The organism is Streptomyces araujoniae (assembly GCF_050871195.1).
Taxonomy (GTDB): Bacteria; Actinomycetota; Actinomycetes; order Streptomycetales; family Streptomycetaceae; genus Streptomyces; species Streptomyces bacillaris.
In genome coordinates this window covers 2274052-2292763 of the sequence record NZ_CP194070.1, presented here as the reverse complement: position 1 = coordinate 2292763, position 18712 = coordinate 2274052, and the positions used below count along the sequence as shown (strand labels likewise).

Here is an 18712-nt window from a genome sequence, read left to right as displayed (position 1 = left end):
AGGCCGTCCGCAACACCGCGTACGGAACCGGCGAGCCAGACACCAGCTCCCGTGCGGCGCCCGCGCCCCGGACGAGCGGTATCGCACCACTGCGTACCGTGCCGGACCGGAATCAGACGCGGCGCCCGGGAGCGCGACGGGAGAACCGCCCGCATGCCTCAGTCGAACGAGCCCGCTGCCAACGGGAACAACGAAGAGAACACCCCCGGGGACAAGCTGCCGCCGCGCCGCAGGCGCCGCGCCGCTTCCCGCCCCGCCGGCCCGCCCGGCGGCGCCGTGACCCCCGCCGCCGAGGAGACCGCCGCACCGGCCGCCGAGGCCGCCGCCGTGGAGGCCCCGGCCGCCGCGCCCGAGGAGACCGCACCGCCCGCCCGTACGCGTCGCCGCGCCGTGCGCAAGGCCACCGCGCCCGCGGGCGCCCCGGTGACGGCCGAGCCGGCCGCCGCGGAGCCCGTCGCCGAGGCCCCGGCCGCAGACGAGCCCGCCGCCGAGGAGGCCCCGGCGCCGCGCACCCGCCGCCGTGCGGTCCGCAAGGCCACCGCTCCGGCCGGTGCCCCGCAGGCCGCCGAGACCGTGGAGGCCGTGGCGGTCGTCGAGACCCCGGCCGAGCCGCTCGCGGAGGATGAGGAGGACGAGGAGCCGGTGGCCGTCGAGGCCGAGGCCGCCCCGGAGCCCGCCGCCCCGCGCCGCCGCCGCGCCTCCCGCAAGGCCACCGCGCCCGCCGGTGCCCCGCAGGCCGCCGAGGCCGCGGTGGTCGTCGAGCCGGCCGCCCCCGCCGAGCCGGTGGCCGAGGCCGCCGCCGTGGCCTCCGAGCCCGCCGAGCCCGCCGCCGAGGCCCCGCGCGGCCGTACCCGCCGCCGCGCCTCCGCCCCGGCCGGTGCCCCGCAGGCCGCCGCCGCCGAGGCCCCGGCCGCAGACGAGCCCGCCGCCGAGGAGGCCCCGGCGCCGCGCACCCGCCGCCGTGCGGTCCGCAAGGCCACCGCGCCCGCCGGTGCCCCCGCCGCCGAGGAGACCGCGGCCGTCGAGGAGCCCGTCGAGACCGGCGAGAGCCTGCCCGCCGCCGTGGCCGAGGAACTGGCCGCCGAGGCCGACGAGGTCGAGGAGGCCGCCCCGCGCGGCCGCCAGCGCCGCCGCGCCACCGCGGCCGCCGGCAGCCCCGAGTTCACCGCCAGGGCCGAGGAGCCGAGCCGCAAGGGCCGTCGCGCGACGCGCCCCGCCGTCGCCGTGTTCCAGGCCCCGGTCTTCGCCGAGCCGATGTTCCAGACCCCCGAGACGGCGGCCGCCGCCGCTGCCGCGGCCGGTTCCTCCTCCCCGTACGACGACGTCGACGAGACCGAGGACGAGCAGACCGCCCAGGCCGCACAGGTCTCCGCGCCCGCCGAGGCCGCGTCGCAGGGCGGCTCGCGCCGCCGTCGCCGCCGCCGTGGTGAGGCCGCCGAGCCCGAGCAGGCCGCCGCGCCCGCCGCCCCGGTGGAGGAGCCCGCCGACGAGGCACCCGAGGCCGAGGCGGACGAGCACGAGGGCGACGAGAACGACGAGTACGGCGACCGCCCCTCGCGCCGCCGCCGTCGCGGTGGCCGTCGCCGCCGCCGGGGCGAGGCCCATGACACGGACGAGGCCGAGCAGCACGCCGACGAGGCGCCCGCCCCGGCCCGCGCCGACGAGGCCCGTGCCGAGGACGAGCAGTCCCAGGCCCAGGAGGCCGACGACGAGGAGGAGGACGGCGACTCCGCCGCCTCCGGTTCGAGCAGCAGCCGCCGTCGGCGCCGTCGCCGTCGCCGCAGCGGTGACGCCGCCCCCGAGAGCGACAACGGCACCGACGACCCGGAGCGTACGGTCGTCAAGGTCCGCGAGCCCCGCAAGAAGGAGGAGCGCGAGCCGGGCACCGGCTTCGACGAGGTCCAGTCCATCAAGGGCTCGACCCGTATGGAGGCCAAGAAGCAGCGCCGCCGCGAGGGCCGCGAGCAGGGCCGCCGCCGCGTCCCGATCATCACCGAGGCCGAGTTCCTGGCCCGCCGCGAGGCCGTCGAGCGCGTGATGGTCGTCCGCCAGAGCGGCGAGCGCACCCAGATCGGCGTCCTCGAGGACAACGTGCTCGTCGAGCACTACGTCAACAAGGAGCAGGCCACCAGCTACGTCGGCAACGTCTACCTGGGCAAGGTGCAGAACGTCCTGCCCTCCATGGAGGCCGCCTTCGTCGACATCGGCAAGGGCCGCAACGCCGTCCTGTACGCCGGTGAGGTCAACTTCGAGGCGCTCGGCATGGCCCACGGGCCGCGCCGCATCGAGACCGCGCTCAAGTCCGGCCAGTCGGTCCTGGTCCAGGTGACCAAGGACCCGATCGGCCACAAGGGCGCGCGTCTGACGAGCCAGGTCTCCCTGCCCGGCCGCTACCTGGTTTACGTGCCCGAGGGCTCGATGACCGGGATCAGCCGCAAGCTCCCCGACACCGAGCGCTCCCGCCTCAAGACCATCCTCAAGAAGATCGTTCCCGAGGACGCGGGCGTCATCGTGCGCACCGCCGCCGAGGGCGCCAGCGAGGACGAGCTGCGCCGTGACGTCGAGCGGCTCCAGCAGCAGTGGGAGGACATCCAGAAGAAGGCGAAGGGCACCAGCGGCTCCAACGCGCCGACGCTGCTCTACGGCGAGCCGGACATGACCGTCCGGGTCGTCCGCGACATCTTCAACGAGGACTTCTCCAAGGTCATCGTCAGCGGTGACGACGCGTGGGAGACCATCCACGGGTACGTCTCGCACGTGGCGCCCGACCTCACCGAGCGGCTCTCGCGCTGGACCTCCGAGGTCGACGTCTTCGCGACGTACCGCATCGACGAGCAGCTGATGAAGGCGCTGGACCGCAAGGTCTACCTGCCCAGCGGCGGCTCGCTGGTGATCGACAAGACCGAGGCGATGGTCGTCGTCGACGTCAACACCGGGAAGTTCACCGGCCAGGGCGGCAACCTGGAGGAGACCGTCACCAGGAACAACCTGGAGGCGGCCGAGGAGATCGTGCGCCAGCTGCGGCTGCGCGACCTCGGCGGCATCGTCGTCGTCGACTTCATCGACATGGTGCTGGAGTCCAACCGGGACCTCGTCCTGCGCCGGCTCCTGGAGTGCCTGGGCCGCGACCGCACCAAGCACCAGGTCGCCGAGGTCACCTCGCTCGGCCTGGTCCAGATGACCCGCAAGCGGGTGGGCCAGGGCCTGCTGGAGTCCTTCTCCGAGACCTGTGTCCACTGCAACGGGCGCGGGGTCATCGTCCACATGGAGCAGCCGGCGTCCGTCGGTGGCGGCGGGGGCAAGAAGTCCCGCAAGCGCGGCCGCGGTGGCGCGGGCCACGACCACGAGCACGAGGACCACACGGCCGTCGAGCCGGCCGAGACGGAGGCCGAGCTGGCCGCCGAGGTCGCCGCCCCGGTGGCGGTGGAGCCCGAGGTCACCGCCGACGAGGAGTTCTACAGCAGCCCGGCCGAGGCCGAGGCGGCTGCCTCGCGCCGCGGTCGTCGCCGGGCGTCCCGCAAGGCGTCGGCCCCGGCCGGTGCCCCGAGGACCGAGGCGCCCGCCCCGGTGGCGGAGACCGTCGTCGAGGAGCAGGCTCCGGTGGAGGAGCCCGTGACCGAGGCGGCCGTCTCCGAGCCGGAGGCCGTGGTCGAGCCCGCGGCCGTCGTGCCCGCGCCGGAGACCCCGGAGGCCACGGAGCCGGAGGCCGCGCCCCAGGGCCGTACGCGCCGCCGGGCCACCCGTAAGGCGTCCGCCCCGGCGGGCTCGCCGAAGCAGGCCGGGCCGGCTGAGCCGGTGCGGCCCGCAGAGCCCACCACGGACCCGGTCGCGGCCGAGGACCCGGTCGTCGAGGCGGCCGCCGATCCCGCGCCCGTGACGGAGGCCCCCGTGACGGAGGCCCCCGTGACGGAGGCCCCCGAGGCGGAGGCCCCCAAGGAGGCCGCACCGCCGCGGGCCCGTCGCCGGGTGACCCGTAAGGTCACCGCTCCGGCGGGTTCGCCCACCGGTGCGGAGGAGGCGGCGGTCGTCGTCGTGGAGTCGGCACCCGAGGCCGAGGCCCCGCAGACCGCCCCCGTGGCCGACGGGTCCGACGAGCCCGCCCCGGCGAAGAAGACGGCCCGCAAGGCCGCCGCCAAGAAGGCCCCGGCGAAGAAGGCGGCGGCCAAGAAGACGGCCGCCAAGAAGACCGCCGCGAAGAAGACGACGGCGAAGACCGCTGCGAAGAAGACGACGAAGAAGACCGTCGCCGCCGAGCAGTCGTCCTCCGCCGTCACCGCTTCGGCCCCGCCCGCCGACGGCGAATAATCGAACGACTGAGTAATTCTCGCTCGTTTGTTCTTTTCCCGTGGCCCGTTCCGATACTTTCGGAGCGGGCCACGGGCCTTTTTCCTGAACAGTTGCAACGGGCGGTTAACAGCGCCGAATTGGTGTCGGTAATCCCTGATAACGTGACCGCGGTCGCTGGATCGCCGGAGTTCTTTCGCGAAAGCCGTATTCGACGATCGGCCCGGTGACGCACAGACGGACCGGATTCCTCGGCAGGGCGTCGGCATCATGCCGATGAGGTGTCGCGCGGTCGTGAGAGATGTCCCGCACCTCGGAGTTCCGCCCTCTGCCGAGCTGTCGCGGTGTTCAAGGAGGAAGTCCATGACGGTCATCAACGAGCAGCCCATTCCCGCTGCCCGTCCGGTCATCGGGGAAGAGGAGATCGAAGCGGCCGTACGCGTCCTGCGCAGCGGCCGGGTCGTACAGGGGCCCGAGGTCGCGGCCTTCGAGGAGGACTTCTCCCGGCTGGTCGACGGACGGCACTGCGTCGCCGTCAACTCGGGTACGTCGGCGCTCCACCTGCTGCTCCTCGCGCTGGGCATCGGCCCCGGCGACGAGGTGATCGTCCCCTCGTTCTCCTTCGCGGCCTCCGCCAACGCGGTCCGCCTGACCGGCGCCGACGTGGTCTTCGCCGACATCGAGCCTGGCTCCTTCGGCCTCGACCCGGCGGCCGCCGAAGCCGCGGTCACCCCGCGCACCGCCGCGATCATGCCGGTCCACCTCTACGGCCACCCGGCGGGGATGGACCGGATCGTGCCCGTCGCCGCACGCCACGGGCTCGCCGTGGTCGAGGACGCCTGCCAGGCCCACGCCGCGTCGCTGCACGGCACCCCGGTCGGCGCCTTCGGCGCGGGCGGCACCTTCAGCTTCTACCCGACGAAGAACATGCACGCCCTGGAGGGCGGCATGGTCACCACGGGCGACGCCGAACTCGCCCGTACGCTCCGGCTCCTGCGCAACCAGGGCATGGAGCAGCGGTACGCCAACGAGATCGTCGGCGCCAACATGCGGATGACCGACGTCTCCGCCGCCGTCGGCCGGGTCCAGCTCACCAAGCTGGCGGAGTGGACCGAGCGTCGCCGCACCCACGCCGCCCACCTCGACGCCCGCATCACCGCACCGGCCGTCACCACCCCGCCGGTGGCCGAGGGCGCCCGGCACGTCTACCACCAGTACACCGTGCGGATCCGGGGCGACCGGGACGCCGCGATGGCCGCGCTCACCGGGGCGGGCGTCGGCAACGCGGTCTACTACCCGACGCCGATCCACCGCCTCAAGCCCTACTGGGAGCCGGACCAGAAGGCGGGCCGCGTCTGGGAGCTGCCGGAGACCGACCGGGCGGCCGCCGAGGTCGTCTCGCTGCCCGTGCACCCCTCGCTCACCCCGTCCGACCTGGAGCGCATCGTGACCGCCGTGAACTCCCTGGGGGAGCAGCTGTGAGTGCCGTACTGAAGGCCGGACTCATCGGCCTCGGCTCCATGGGGCGCCACCACGCCCGGGTCCTCGCGAGCCTCGAAGGCGTCGAACTGGCCGGTGTCGTCGACCCGATGGGCGACCGGAACGGCTGGGCCCAGGGCGCCCCCGTCCTGACCACCGTCGACGAACTCCTCGCGCTCGGCGTCGACTACGCCGTCGTCGCCTGCCCCACCGGTCTGCACGAGAAGATCGGCCTCCAGCTCGCGGACGCCGATGTCTGCGCGCTGATCGAGAAGCCCCTCGCGGACTCCGTCGGGGGCGCCCGGCGGCTGGTCGAGGCGTTCGAGTCCCGCGGTCTGGTCGCGGACGTCGGCCACATCGAGCGCTGCAACCCGGCTCTGCTCTCGCTGCGCAGCCGGCTGGAGGCGGGCGAGCTGGGCGACGTCTACCAGGTCGTCACCCGCCGCCAGGGCCCCTTCCCGCACCGGATCGCGGACGTCGGCGTGGTCAAGGACCTCGCCACCCACGACATCGACCTCACGGGCTGGGTCACCGGCCAGGAGTACACCTCGATCGCCGCCCACACCGTCTCCAAGTCGGGCCGCCCGCACGAGGACATGGTCTCCGCCGTCGGCCGGCTCTCCGCGGGCACGATGGCCAACCACCTGGTCAACTGGCTGAGCCCGCTGAAGGAGCGGTTCACCTCGGTCACCGGGGAGCGCGGCTGCTTCATCGCCGACACGCTCACCGCCGACCTCACCTTCCACTCCAACGCGGCGGTCACCACCGAATGGGAGGCGCTGCGGGCCTTCCGCGGGGTCTCCGAGGGCGACATGGTCCGCTACGCCATCCCCAAGCGGGAGCCGCTGCTCGTCGAGCACGAGCTGTTCCGTGACGCGGTCCAGGGCAAGCCCGCCGACCTCTGCACCCTGCGGCAGGGGCTGCTCACCGTCGAGGTGGCCGAAGCCGTGCTGGAGTCCGCCTCCAGCCGTACGACCGTCACCCTCCCGGCTCCGGAGCGGACGGGCCATGGCCGCTGACCTTCCCGATCCGACGGAGAACCCCGAGCCCGTCGAGAACGCAGAGAGAACCGAGCCCGCCGAGCCCGCCGATCCGGTCGAGCCCGCCGATCCGGTCGAAACCTCGGAGAGAACCGAGGGCGCCGAAGCCGGCGGGATCATCGCCCGCCCTCCCCGCCGGGGCAGCCGCGGCCGGATCGTCATGCTCGTCGACAACAGCGTCCACGGCGACTCCCGGGTCCAGAAGCAGGCGGCGTCGGCCGCCGCGGCGGGCTGGGACGTCGTCCTCCTGGGCAAGTACTCCGGCAAGGAGGAGGAGACGGTCTGGACGCTGGGCGAGGCCGAGGTCCGCCTCATCGGGGTCAAGGCCAAGATGTCGACCCGCCCCAAGGACCTGCGCGGGGCCCCGATGCGCCGCCCCCTGGCCTACCCCTCCGAGCGGGTCGCGGACTTCCGGCTCCAGCAGGTCAAGGCGTGGCGGGCCGACCTCCGGGTCCGCGGCGCCGCGCTGAAGACGGGGGAGGACCGCTCCCCCCTCGGCCCCGTGGGCGGCCGGGTCTGGCTCGCGGCACGCCGGGGCGCGGCCCGGGCCACCGGCCGCTGGGTCAAGCTGCGCATGCGCCACACCAGGAAGCTGCGCACCATCCGCCGCACCCGCTCCACCCCGCTCGACAGGGCGACCACGGCCTTCTGGCTCACCACCATGGGGGACCGCGCCTGGCGGCGGCTCGACCCCGCCGTCTGGGACTTCGAGCTGGCCTACGGGCCCGTCATCGACGAACTGCGGCCGGACATCATCCACGCCAACGACTTCCGCATGCTGGGTGTCGGCGCCCGCGCCAAGCTCCGCGCCCGCGCGGCCGGACGCCGGGTCTCGCTGGTCTGGGACGCCCACGAGTACCTGCCCGGGGTGCGCTCCTGGGCCAACCAGCGGAAGCTGCCCGCGATGGTGGCGTACGAACGCGAGCACGCCAGGTACGCCGACGCGGTGGTCACCGTCTCCGGCGGCCTGGCCGATCTGCTCCAGCGGACCCACCGGCTGCCCGAGCGCCCCGCCGTGGTGCTCAACGCGCCGGAGGCGGCGGACGCGTCCCGCTTCACCGATCTGCCGGTGCCGGACCTGCGCGCCCTGTGCGGTATCGGCCCGGACGTCCCGCTGCTCGTCTACAGCGGGCTCGCCGCCCGTCAGCGCGGCCTCGACATCATGGTCGACGGGCTTCCCGAACTGCCCGGGACCCATGTCGTGTTCGTGGCCAGCCACCCCGAACTGCCGTACATCCTGCGGCTGATGAAGCGGGCCGAGGAGCTGGGCGTACGGGACCGGGTGCACGCCCTCCCGTACGTACCGCACTGGCAGGTCGTCTCGTTCCTCTCCACCGCCGATGTCGGGGTCATCCCGATCCACCACTGGCCGAACCACGAGATCGCCCTGATCACCAAGTTCTTCGAGTACTCGCACGCCCGGCTGCCGCTGGTGGTCAGCGATGTGCGGACGATGGCGGAGATGACCCGGGAGACCGGTCAGGGCGAGGTCTTCGAGGCGGAGAACGTCGAGGACTACGTACGGGCCGTACGGGCCGTGCTCGACGCGCCCAAGCGCTACACGGCCGCCTACGAGGCGGAGGGCAGACTGGACGCGTGGGTCTGGGAGGCCCAGGCCGAAGTTCTGGACGGGGTCTACACCCGGCTGATGCGAGGAGCAGGGGATGGCCGCAACCCCTGACGTCACGGGCACCCCTGACGTCACCGCAGTCCCTGACGTGACCGTGGTCGTCGCCGTCTACGACACCATGCCGTATCTGACCGAGTGCCTGAACTCCCTGCTGGGGCAGAGCATCGGCCGGGAGCGCCTGGAAGTCATCGCGGTGGACGACGGGTCGACCGACGGCAGCGGCCGCGAGCTGGACCGGTTCGCGGCCGAGCACCCGGACGTGGTCACCGTGGTCCACCAGCCCAACTCGGGCGGGCCCGCGGCGCCGAGCAACCGGGCGCTGGAGCTGGCGACCGGCCGGTTCGTCTACTTCGTCGGCTCCGACGACTACCTGGGCGAAGAGGCGCTGGAGCGCATGGTGGCCTGCGCCGACGCCGACGGTTCGGACGTGGTCGTCGGCAGGATGGCCGGCGTCAACGGGCGCTATGTCCACCAGAAGCTGTACCAGGAGGGCCGGCGGGAGGTCACGCTCTTCGACTCGGCGCTGCCCTTCACGCTCGCCAACACCAAGCTCTTCCGCCGGGAGCTGGTGGAGAAGTACGGGCTCCGGTTCCCGGAGGACATGCCGGTCGGCAGCGACCAGCCGTTCACCGTCGAGGCGTGCGTCCGGGCCCGCCGGATCTCCGTCCTCGCGGACTACACGTACTACTACGCGGTCAGACGCGGCGACGCCAGCAACATCACCTACCGGGCGGACCATCTCTCCCGGCTCCGGTGCACGGCCCGCATCATGGACCACACCGCCGGGCTCATCCCGGCGGGCCCCCGGCGTGACGCCGTGCTCCGGCGCCACTTCGAGTGGGAGCTGTCCAAGCTCGTGCTCGAAGACTTCCCCGCGCTTCCTCTCACCACCCGGCGGGAGATCTGCGAGGGGCTGACCGTCCTGCTCGACACCTACTTCACCGACGGTCTGCGCGAGGCGACCGGGGTGAAGAGACGGGTCCGCTTCGGTCTCGCCCGGCGGGGCGCCGTCGAGGAGCTCAGCCGCGCCATCGCGGAGGAGGCTGGGCACGGGGCACCGCCCTTCCTGCTGGAGGGGGGCCGCGCCTTCGCGCCCTACCCGGGCTTCCGGGACGCCGCGACCGGTCTCGACGACCGGTGGTACGAGGTACGGGAGCCGGTCGCGGGCAGGCTCGCGGCCGGTACGGAACTGGAGTCGGCCGCCTGGGAGCAGGAGGGGGACGACCTCACCCTCGCCCTGAAGGTGCGGATCGGCGTCACCGGCGACACCGCCTCCGCCTTCGTCGCCCTCGCCCGGGGCGCCCTGCCCAAGAGCGCCGACAAGCCGGGGGCGCGCAGGCTGCCCGAGAAGGCCGTACGCCCGGAGGCGGTCGGCGAGTTCACCCGGGAGCCCGCCGGCGACGGCACCGGCACCCTGCTGACCGCCCGCATCCCGGTCGACCGGGTCCGGGCCGAGCGCGGGGTACGCGTCTACGTCGACGTAGCGGGTACGACGTACGAGATCCCGGTCCGCACCGGGGGACTGCCGCTGCCGCTGGCCCGCCGGTGGGGGAGGGCCACGCCCTACCGGGCCTCGGCCAACCGGAATCCGAAGGGGCGGCTCGTGATCACCACGGCGCTGCTGTGGGAACCGCCACCCCGCATGGGCGTCCGGCTGCGCCGCATGCTGTCCAGGCTGAAGAGGAAAGTGACCCGATGAAGATCTGTGTAGTCGCGCTCGGCAAGATCGGGCTCCCGCTCGCCGTGCAGTTCGCCGCCAAGGGCCATCAGGTCATCGGTGCGGATGTCGACGAGAGGGTCGTGGAGCTGGTCAACGCGGCCGCCGAGCCGTTCCCCGGCGAGCACGACCTGGACGTGAGACTGAAGGAGACGGTCGGCGCCGGGCTGCTCTCCGCGACCACCGACACCACGGCCGCGGTCGCCGCGTCCGACGCCGTCGTGATCGTCGTGCCGCTCTTCGTGGACGCCGAGGGCACCCCGGACTTCGGCTGGATGGACGCCGCCACCAAGGCCATCGCGGCGGGCCTCAAGCCGGGCACCCTGGTCAGCTACGAGACCACGCTGCCGGTCGGCACGACCCGTACGCGCTGGGCGCCGATGCTGGCCGAGGGCTCGGGCCTGACCCCCGGCGACGACTTCCACCTGGTCTTCTCCCCGGAGCGGGTGCTCACCGGCCGGGTCTTCGCGGACCTGCGCCGCTACCCGAAGCTGGTCGGCGGCATCGACGAGGCGTCCGGCGCGGCGGGCACCGCCTTCTACGAGGCCGTGCTCGACTTCGACGAGCGTGCCGACCTGCCCCGCCCCAACGGTGTCTGGGACCTGGGCACGGCGGAGGCCTCCGAGCTGGCGAAGCTGGCCGAGACCACCTACCGGGACGTCAACATCGGCCTGGCCAACCAGTTCGCCCGGTTCGCCGACCGGAACGACATCGACGTCAAGAAGGTCATCGAGGCCTGCAACAGCCAGCCCTACAGCCATATCCACCAGCCCGGCATCGCCGTCGGCGGCCACTGCATCCCGGTCTACCCGCGGATGTACCTGTGGAACGACCCGGAGGCCACCGTCGTGCGCGCGGCCCGCGAGGCCAACGTGGCGATGCCCCAGTACGCCGTCGACCTGCTGGCCGCCGCCTACGGCGACCTGGAGGGCGCCGGGGTCCTGGTGCTGGGCGCGGCCTACCGCGGGGGCGTCAAGGAGACCGCGTTCTCCGGGGTCTTCGGTGTCGTGGAGGCGCTGAAGGCGCGGGGCGCGATGCCGTTCGTCTCGGACCCGCTGTACACCCCCGAGGAGCTGACCGCCCTCGGTCTCGTCCCGCACGACGGCCACCAGGCCGTCACCGCCGCTATCCTCCAGGCCGACCACGCCGAGTACCGCGAGCTGTCCGCCGCCGATCTGCCGGACGTCCGCGTCCTGGTCGACGGCCGCCGGACGACGGACCCGGAGAAGTGGGCCGGGGTGCGCCGGGTCGTCATCGGCGGCTGAATTCCCGTACGGCCTCCGTCATTCCGTGCGAATTCCCTCCGGGGGAGGGTCGATGAATTCCCTTGCCGTCGGCCGTCCCCCGGCGAACTCGTGTACGAAATGAACGCGGTTGGCGGCAAAGGCCACCGTGCTAGCGTTTTTGGGTGTCCAAAACCCCTGCTCCCAAACATGTGATCTATCTGGCCATCGGGTTTCCCCCGGCCGCCAAGAGCTGCGCCTATCGGATGCGGGAAACCGCCAACCAATTCGTCTCACAGGGCTGGGACGTCACGGTGGTGACCATCGCCGACGCGTCCTGGGAGCGGGACTTCGGCCTTGACCACACCCTCTCCGAGCGCGTCGACCCCCGCGTACGCATCGTGAAACTGCCGCTGGTGCGCGAGGACCTGGAGACCGACATCCGCACGTTCTCCGAAGAGCGCGCGCTCCGGCCGGCCCAGTGGGCCGCCGCCTACCGCAAGAAGGGGATGGACGACTTCCCCGAGCCGATCTACGGCGGCTGGAAGGCCGACCTCGAACGGGCCGTCGAGCGCGTCCACCGGGAGAAGCCGGCCGACCTCGTCCTCGCGACCTGCGTGCCGTACGTGAACATGGCCGCCGCCCTGCATCTGTGGGAGACCCACCGGGTGCCGTACGCGATCGACTTCCGCGACGGCTGGTCCGTCGACGTCCTCGGGGACGGCGAGGCCTTCACCCCCGACTCGCCCTCCGGCGTCTGGGAGCGCAGGGTGCTCTCCCAGGCGCTCTCCCTCTGGCTGGTGAACGACCCGATCGCCGACTGGTACCGGCAGCGCCACCCCGACCTGGCCGCCCGCTTCCACGTCGTACGCAACGGGTACGACGAGGACAGCGTCCCCGCCCGGACGCGCACCCCCGACCCGGAAGCCGGGCTGGCCTTCGGGCACCTCGGGGTGGTCACCTCGCCGCCGCGCATCCTGAAGGCCGTCCTCGACGGCTGGCGCACCGCCCGCGAGCGCGATCCGCTCGTCGCCCGCTCCCGGCTGGAGATCCGCGGCCAGATCGGCTCCGGCGCGGCCCGCGAGGCCAACGCCCACATGGAGATGATCCGCCAGGCGCAGGCCCGGGGGGAGGCGGTGAGCTTCGGCGGGGCCGCGCCCAAGGCCGAGGTGCCGGACATCTTCGCGAGCTGGGACGTCCTCCTCCTCATGATCATGGGAGGGAAGTACATGACCTCCGGCAAGGTCTACGAGTACGCCGCGACCGGCCTCCCGGTCATGTCCGCGCACGAGGTCGAACACGACGCCGGCACCGTGATGACCGGCCACCCGCTGTGGACGGGCGCCTTCGGCTTCGACGAGGAAGCGCTGGCCACGGCCTACTCCGCCGCCGCGAAGCTCGCCGTCGAGGCGACCGACGAGGACCGGGCCGCCGCCCGGGCGCACGCCGCCCGGTACGCGCGGGCCGCCCAGCTGGGCCCCGCCGTCCGCAGGCTCATCGACCGGGCCAACGGCGCCCCGGACGACACCGGGGCGCAGGCCGCGGCCCCGGCCACCCACGAGGCGGAGGACCTCTCGGTATGACGCAGGTACTTCTGATCGCCGGAGCACCGCCGCAGGAAGCGGTCCTCAGGGCGTCGGTGGAGCGGTTCCGGGCGGCGGGCGCCACCGTCGGACTGGTGGGACTCTTCGCCCCGGACGACATCGAACCCGGCCTCGGCCTCGCCGGACTCCGCTCCCTCCGGTCGGCCGCCGCCGAACGCGGCACGGCGTTCGAGAAGCGCGTCGCCAAGCTCCCCGCCCCGCGCCGCGTCTGGGCCTCGGCCGAACGCGACCGGCAGGTCCGCCGCGCCGGGCGCCGGGCCCACGTTCTGGTCGCCCTGGACGCCTCGGCCGTCTACACGGTCTGGCAGCTGGCCCGGGTGAACCGCAGGGCGCACGCGGTCTTCGGCATCGCGCCCGCGCTCAAGGCGGTCGAGGAGCGCCGCGCGCGCCCCCTCCACCACGCCCTGCGGGACGCCGCCCGGACCGTGCCCACCCCGGCCACCGTCGGCCGCTCCACCCGGGGAGCCGCCCGGCGCGTCGTCGGCGGGGCGCTGCGCCGCGCCTCCTCCCCGGCCGTCATGCGCACCACGCTCGGCGCCCGCTCCTGGCGCGGGGTGGTGGCCGCGCCCAGGGTGCCGGACCGGCTGCGGGCCAAGCTCGCCCGCCGCGTCAGCCTCAGCATGGCCAAGGGGGGCCGCAAGGCGGGCGCCACCCTGGTGCTCGGGGACGCGGCCCGCCGCACCACCGACCGGACGCTGCGCGCGGCCCTGCTCGCCGAGGCCGCCCGGGCCGACCTGGCGCGCGGCCACGACGACCCGGCACTGCGCCGGACCGCGTACGAGGCGGCGCTCGCCCTGGCCGACCGGCGCCACGCCAAGGGGGACGCCAAGGGGGCGGCTGCCTCGCTCTCCTCCGCGCTCACCCTCGCCTTCCCCCGGGCCGTCCACTTCGACGCGCTGTCCTCCCCCCTGGCCGCCGACCCCGCCGGCTACCTGGCCCCCTTCCGTGCGAGCACCGCCTTCCAGGCCCTCACCGCACCGCGCGGCCGCACCGCCCCCGCCGCCCCCGTACCGGCCGGCCGGCCCCTGCGGCTGCTGGTCACCACGTACTCCAACGCCAACTTCCTCCACCCCATCCGCGAGCGGTACGCCGACCACCCCGGCGTCGAGATCCGCTTCCTGGACCTCAAGGAGGACGAGGCGCTGCGCCCGCTCGCCCGGGGCGGCCAGCGGATGATGGAGCACGCGCTCGGCGGCGCGCCCGCCCTCGGGGAACAGACCGAGGCGGCGCTCCGGCCGCACCTGGAGTGGGCGGACACGGTCTTCGTCGACTGGTGCACCAACGCCGCCGCCCTCTTCACCCTGGCCGACCCGGGCACCACCCGGATCGTCGTACGGCTGCACAGCTACGAGGCGTTCACGCTCTGGCCGCACCTCGTGGCGTGGGACCGGGTCGACGACGTGGTCTTCGTCGGGGACCACCTGCGCGATCTGGCCGCTGCCTGCCTGCCGCCCCTGGCGGAGCCGGACGGGCCGGCGCTGCACGTCATCGCCAACGCCATGGACCTGGAGCGGTTCCGGCGGGAGAAGACCGGCGCCGACGCGCGCTTCACCGTCGGCCTGATCGGCGCGGGCGTCGTCGCCAAGGACCCGCGCTGGGCCGTGGAGGTCCTGCGGCTGCTGCGGGAGCACGACGAGCGGTACCGCCTCGTCGTCATCGGGGACGGGCTGGACCGCAAGGCGAGCCCCGCGGCCCGCGCCTACGACGACCTGCTCCGGAAGGACCTGGCCGAGCTGGAGCCCACGGGGGCGGTCCGGCTGCTGGGGCGGACGGAGGACGTGCCGGAGGCGCTCACCGGGGTCGGGGTGATCCTCAGCAGCTCGGTGCGCGAGAGCTTCCACTGCGGCCTGGTCGAGGGGGCCGCCAGCGGGGCGCTCCCGGTGGTCCGCGACTGGCCCTTCTTCGCGGGCGGGGAGCACGGGGCCCGGACCCTCTTCCCCGCCGACTGGGTGGTCGCCACCCCGAGGGAGGCCGCCGACCGCGTCCTCGCGCTGACGGCGACCGAGGAGAAGTGGCGCAAGGCGACGGCCGACGCGGCGGAGCACGCGCTGACGACCTGGGACTGGCCGGTGATCGCCCCCGGTTTCGACCGGCTGCTGCTCAAGGGCTGATCGCTGGAGGGCAGACCACGGAGGGCCTGACCGCTGGAGGGTCGGCCTGCGGAGAGCCGACCTGTGGAGAGCCGAGCCCTCGCCCGTACGACGGCCTAGCACTCCGGCGTACGGGGCCCGACCGCGCTCCCCGTGCGGCCGACGCTCCGGCGTACGGGGAGGGGCCGGGTGCGCCGCTCGTACGCCCGCGGGCATCCCGCGCCCGGGTCGTCCCCGGACCCCGTACACCTCAGGCGCGGGTGGCCCGCTCCACGAGGGTGCCGTCCTCCTCCTCGTACACCGTCCCGTCCTGCGGGCACTCCCACACGCCCGGCTCGCCCTCGCGGGCGGTCAGGCGCTCCCCGCTGCGGCCCACCCAGCCGATCCGCCGGGCTGGTACGCCGACGACCAGGGCGAAGTCGGGGACGTCCCGGGTCACCACCGCGCCCGCCGCGACCATGGCCCACCGGCCGATCCGGACCGGCGCCACACAGACGGACCGGGCCCCGAGCGAGGCGCCCTCCGCGACCTGGACGCCAACGGCCTGCCAGTCGCCGCCGCGCTTCTGCCTGCCGTCGGGGTCCACCGAGCGCGGGTTGTGGTCGTTGGTGAGGACCACCGCGGGGCCGACGAAGACGCCGTCGGCCAGCTCGGCGGGCTCGTAGACGAGGGCGTAGTTCTGCAGCTTCACGTTGTTCCCGATGCGGACGCCGGAGCCGACGTACGCGCCCCGGCCCACCACGCACCCCTCGCCGAGCTTCGCGCCCTCCCGGATCTGCGCCAGCTCCCAGACGCTGCTCCCGGCCCCGATCTCGGCGCTCTCGTCGACCTGGGCGGTGGGCTGGACCCTGTAGTTCACGTCGTACGCCTTTCACGGGAGCCGGAAACCGGCCGGTCCCGGGCAGCATAGGGCGGCGGCGGGCCCTGCGGCCGGGTGGCGCGACCCCGGTTTGACCCCCGGAACCCGGCCCCGTAACCTTGACCCTCGGTGTGTTTCCGTACACACCTACCCCTGAGCACATCCCTCCCGGTCCCGGTCGGTGTTCGCGCCGTCCGCCAGGAGAGGCCGCTCATCCTTCCGGATCGTCCCGGGCCCCGGCCCGTGCGAGCGGCTGGCATCAGGGGATCCGTTCCGAGCGAGAGAGAGATCCGCGTGTACGCCATCGTGCGCAGCGGTGGTCGCCAGCACAAGGTTGCTGTCGGCGACATCGTTGAGGTTGACAAGATTTCCACTGCCAAGGTTGGCGACACGGTCGAGCTCTCGACCCTGCTCGTTGTCGACGGTGACGCGGTCACCAGCGACCCGTGGGTGCTCGACGGCATCAAGGTCACGGCCGAGGTCGTGGACCACCACAAGGGCGCGAAGATCGACATCCTTCGCTACAAGAACAAGACCGGCTACCGCCGTCGCCAGGGTCACCGCCAGCAGTACACGGCGATCAAGGTCACCGGTATCCCCGCGGCTGCGAAGTAAGGGACTGAGAACACATGGCACACAAGAAGGGCGCATCGTCCACTCGGAACGGGCGCGATTCCAATGCTCAGCGGCTCGGCGTGAAGCGCTTCGGCGGCCAGGCCGTCAACGCCGGTGAGATCCTGGTCCGCCAGCGCGGCACCCACTTCCACCCGGGCACGGGCGTCGGCCGTGGCGGCGACGACACGCTGTTCGCGCTGACCGCCGGTGCGGTGGAGTTCGGTACCCACCGTGGCCGCAAGGTCGTGAACATCGTTCCGCTCGCCGTCTGAGTTCTTCCTCAGCGCGCGCAGAACGGCACACAGCACCTTCCGAGGGCGGATCCCAGCTTTCCCGGCGAACGGGGAAGCGGGTCCGCCCTCGGCGTGTTACGACAGAGACAATTCCGGTTTTTCCGCTGTACCTGCACCTGTTATCTGGAGGCACCCACCATGACCACCTTCGTGGACCGCGTCGAGCTGCATGCCGCCGCGGGTAACGGAGGCCACGGCTGCGCCTCCGTGCACCGGGAGAAGTTCAAGCCGCTCGGCGGCCCCGACGGGGGCAACGGCGGCCGGGGCGGCGATGTGATCCTCGTCGTCGAGCAGTCCGTGACCACCCTGCTGGACTACCACCACAGCCCCCACCGCAAGGCCACCAACGGCCAGCCCGGCGCCGGTGACAACCGTTCCGGCAAGGACGGCCAGGACATGGTCCTGCCCGTGCCCGACGGCACCGTCGTCCTCGACAAGGCCGGCAACGTCCTCGCGGACCTGGTCGGCCAGGGCACCACCTTCGTCGCCGGACAGGGCGGTCGCGGCGGGCTCGGCAACGCGGCGCTGGCCTCCGCCCGCCGCAAGGCGCCCGGCTTCGCGCTGCTCGGCGAGCCGGGGGAGAGCCGGGACATCGTCCTGGAGCTCAAGACCGTCGCGGACGTGGCGCTCGTCGGCTATCCGAGTGCGGGCAAGTCCTCGCTGATCTCGGTGCTCTCCGCCGCCAAGCCGAAGATCGCGGACTACCCCTTCACCACGCTGGTCCCCAACCTCGGTGTCGTCACGGCGGGTTCGACGGTCTACACCATCGCGGACGTCCCCGGCCTCATCCCCGGCGCCAGCCAGGGCAAGGGCCTCGGCCTGGAGTTCCTGCGCCACGTCGAGCGCTGCTCGGTGCTCGTGCACGTCCTGGACACCGCGACGCTGGAGTCCGACCGAGACCCCCTCTCCGACCTCGACATCATCGAGGAGGAGCTGCGGCAGTACGGCGGTCTGGAGGACCGGCCCCGCATCGTCGCGCTCAACAAGGTCGACATCCCCGACGGCCAGGACCTGGCCGACATGATCCGCCCCGACCTGGAGGCCCGCGGCTACCAGGTCTTCGAGGTCTCCGCCATCGCGCACAAGGGCCTGAAGGAGCTGAGCTTCGCGCTCGCCGGGATCATCGCGAAGGCGCGGGCCGACAAGCCGCAGGAGGAGGCGACCCGGATCGTCATCCGCCCCAAGGCCGTCGACGACGCGGGCTTCACGGTCACCGCGGAGGGCGAGGACCTCTACCGAGTACGAGGCGAGAAGCCCGAGCGCTGGGTGCGCCAGACCGACTTCAACAACGACGAGGCCGTCGGCTACCTCGCGGACCGGCTCAACCGCCTCGGCGTCGAGGACGCGCTCGTCAAGGCGGGCGCGCGGGCCGGTGACGGGGTCGCCATCGGCCCCGAGGAGAACGCGGTCGTCTTCGACTGGGAGCCGACCATGCAGGCCGGTGCCGAGATGCTGGGGCGCCGCGGTGAGGACCACCGCATGGAGGCCCCGCGTCCGGCGGCCCAGCGGCGCCGGGAGCGCACTGCGGAGCGTGACGACGCTCAGCAGGAGTACGACGAGTTCGACCCCTTCTAGCGGGCGCACAACCTCCAGGACCGGAAGGCCCGACTCCGATAGGAGTCGGGCCTTCCGGCCATTTGGGGGCGGACGCGGGCGGTCCGGGCGCCCGAACCGGACTCCAGGGGGCGTGAGGATGTGCAGATTATGAAAGTTCTCTATGGATTCGGTATCGGGTGGAACCTGTCGGGCTTCACCAACATCCCTGGCCAGACGGTGAACGGGGGGTTTCCGGGGGGTGCGGGACGGGGGTCGTCCGCCTTGCGGGACGGTCACGGAGAGTGCGAACATCGCGCTGTTCCACCCCCATAGCGAAGTAGG

Annotated in this window: 12 protein-coding genes; 11 read left to right on the top strand and 1 reads right to left on the bottom strand. The window is 73.3% G+C overall.

The features are described from left to right. The first annotated feature begins 153 nt into the window (after nucleotides 1-153). The 8 genes from ACQ9ZG_RS09830 to ACQ9ZG_RS09795 all read left to right on the top strand — a co-directional run bounded on the left by ACQ9ZG_RS09830 (nucleotide 154) and on the right by ACQ9ZG_RS09795 (nucleotide 15088). A complete protein-coding gene (locus tag ACQ9ZG_RS09830; protein ID WP_499280297.1) occupies nucleotides 154-4305 on the top strand; it encodes an Rne/Rng family ribonuclease in 4152 nt (1383 codons plus the stop codon). A 342-nt stretch (nucleotides 4306-4647) separates the two neighbouring features. Continuing rightward, nucleotides 4648-5766 carry a DegT/DnrJ/EryC1/StrS family aminotransferase gene (locus ACQ9ZG_RS09825; RefSeq protein ID WP_109917050.1) on the top strand — a complete coding sequence of 373 codons (1119 nt, stop codon included), beginning with the start codon at nucleotides 4648-4650 and terminating at the stop codon, nucleotides 5764-5766. Continuing rightward, nucleotides 5763-6782, top strand: a complete 1020-nt coding sequence (locus ACQ9ZG_RS09820; protein ID WP_109917051.1) for a Gfo/Idh/MocA family protein — start codon at nucleotides 5763-5765, stop codon at nucleotides 6780-6782. Before ACQ9ZG_RS09825 ends, ACQ9ZG_RS09820 begins: the two co-directional genes overlap by 4 nt. After that, on the top strand, nucleotides 6772-8484 hold the full coding sequence (locus tag ACQ9ZG_RS09815) for a glycosyltransferase family 4 protein (protein WP_499280296.1): 1713 nt from the start codon (nucleotides 6772-6774) through the stop codon (nucleotides 8482-8484). The genes ACQ9ZG_RS09820 and ACQ9ZG_RS09815 overlap by 11 nt, the downstream gene beginning before the upstream one ends. Then, the gene (locus ACQ9ZG_RS09810) at nucleotides 8468-10132 is read left to right on the top strand and encodes a glycosyltransferase family 2 protein (RefSeq protein ID WP_109916138.1); all 1665 of its coding nucleotides are present in this window, start codon (nucleotides 8468-8470) and stop codon (nucleotides 10130-10132) included. The genes ACQ9ZG_RS09815 and ACQ9ZG_RS09810 overlap by 17 nt, the downstream gene beginning before the upstream one ends. Further along, nucleotides 10129-11415, top strand: coding sequence for a nucleotide sugar dehydrogenase (locus ACQ9ZG_RS09805; protein WP_109916137.1), 1287 nt, complete (start codon nucleotides 10129-10131; stop codon nucleotides 11413-11415). The genes ACQ9ZG_RS09810 and ACQ9ZG_RS09805 overlap by 4 nt, the downstream gene beginning before the upstream one ends. A 224-nt stretch (nucleotides 11416-11639) precedes the next feature. Continuing rightward, on the top strand, nucleotides 11640-12956 hold the full coding sequence (locus ACQ9ZG_RS09800; RefSeq protein ID WP_499281587.1) for a glycosyltransferase family protein: 1317 nt from the start codon (nucleotides 11640-11642) through the stop codon (nucleotides 12954-12956). Continuing rightward, the gene (locus ACQ9ZG_RS09795) at nucleotides 12953-15088 is read left to right on the top strand and encodes a glycosyltransferase (RefSeq protein ID WP_499280293.1); all 2136 of its coding nucleotides are present in this window, start codon (nucleotides 12953-12955) and stop codon (nucleotides 15086-15088) included. Before ACQ9ZG_RS09800 ends, ACQ9ZG_RS09795 begins: the two co-directional genes overlap by 4 nt. 229 nt (nucleotides 15089-15317) lie before the next feature. Here the strand turns inward: ACQ9ZG_RS09795 and ACQ9ZG_RS09790 are convergent, their stop codons facing one another. Then, nucleotides 15318-15926: an acyltransferase gene (locus ACQ9ZG_RS09790; RefSeq protein ID WP_109915204.1), complete on the bottom strand. Its 609-nt coding sequence runs from the start codon at nucleotides 15924-15926 to the stop codon at nucleotides 15318-15320. A gap of 294 nt (nucleotides 15927-16220) precedes the next feature. Between ACQ9ZG_RS09790 and rplU the strand changes: the two genes are divergently transcribed. The 3 genes from rplU (at nucleotide 16221) to obgE (ending at nucleotide 18409) form a co-directional block, all read left to right on the top strand. Then, a complete protein-coding gene (gene rplU, locus ACQ9ZG_RS09785; protein ID WP_018487143.1) occupies nucleotides 16221-16541 on the top strand; it encodes a 50S ribosomal protein L21 in 321 nt (106 codons plus the stop codon). Nucleotides 16542-16555: 14 nt separating this feature from the next. Continuing rightward, nucleotides 16556-16813: a 50S ribosomal protein L27 gene (gene rpmA / locus ACQ9ZG_RS09780; protein ID WP_015608479.1), complete on the top strand. Its 258-nt coding sequence runs from the start codon at nucleotides 16556-16558 to the stop codon at nucleotides 16811-16813. A gap of 159 nt (nucleotides 16814-16972) precedes the next feature. Next, nucleotides 16973-18409 carry a GTPase ObgE gene (gene obgE / locus ACQ9ZG_RS09775; protein ID WP_028415221.1) on the top strand — a complete coding sequence of 479 codons (1437 nt, stop codon included), beginning with the start codon at nucleotides 16973-16975 and terminating at the stop codon, nucleotides 18407-18409. Nucleotides 18410-18712 lie beyond the last annotated feature (303 nt).

What these genes read in the sequence shown, in the direction of transcription:
- ACQ9ZG_RS09830 (WP_499280297.1), top strand. Translation starts at nt 154, where the DNA reads ATGCCTCAGTCGAACGAGCCCGCTGCCAACGGGAACAACGAAGAGAAC.
- ACQ9ZG_RS09825 (WP_109917050.1), top strand. Translation starts at nt 4,648, where the DNA reads ATGACGGTCATCAACGAGCAGCCCATTCCCGCTGCCCGTCCGGTCATC.
- ACQ9ZG_RS09815 (WP_499280296.1), top strand. Translation starts at nt 6,772, where the DNA reads ATGGCCGCTGACCTTCCCGATCCGACGGAGAACCCCGAGCCCGTCGAG.
- ACQ9ZG_RS09810 (WP_109916138.1), top strand. Translation starts at nt 8,468, where the DNA reads ATGGCCGCAACCCCTGACGTCACGGGCACCCCTGACGTCACCGCAGTC.
- ACQ9ZG_RS09805 (WP_109916137.1), top strand. Translation starts at nt 10,129, where the DNA reads ATGAAGATCTGTGTAGTCGCGCTCGGCAAGATCGGGCTCCCGCTCGCC.
- ACQ9ZG_RS09800 (WP_499281587.1), top strand. Translation starts at nt 11,640, where the DNA reads ATGCGGGAAACCGCCAACCAATTCGTCTCACAGGGCTGGGACGTCACG.
- ACQ9ZG_RS09795 (WP_499280293.1), top strand. Translation starts at nt 12,953, where the DNA reads ATGACGCAGGTACTTCTGATCGCCGGAGCACCGCCGCAGGAAGCGGTC.
- rpmA (WP_015608479.1), top strand. Translation starts at nt 16,556, where the DNA reads ATGGCACACAAGAAGGGCGCATCGTCCACTCGGAACGGGCGCGATTCC.
- obgE (WP_028415221.1), top strand. Translation starts at nt 16,973, where the DNA reads ATGACCACCTTCGTGGACCGCGTCGAGCTGCATGCCGCCGCGGGTAAC.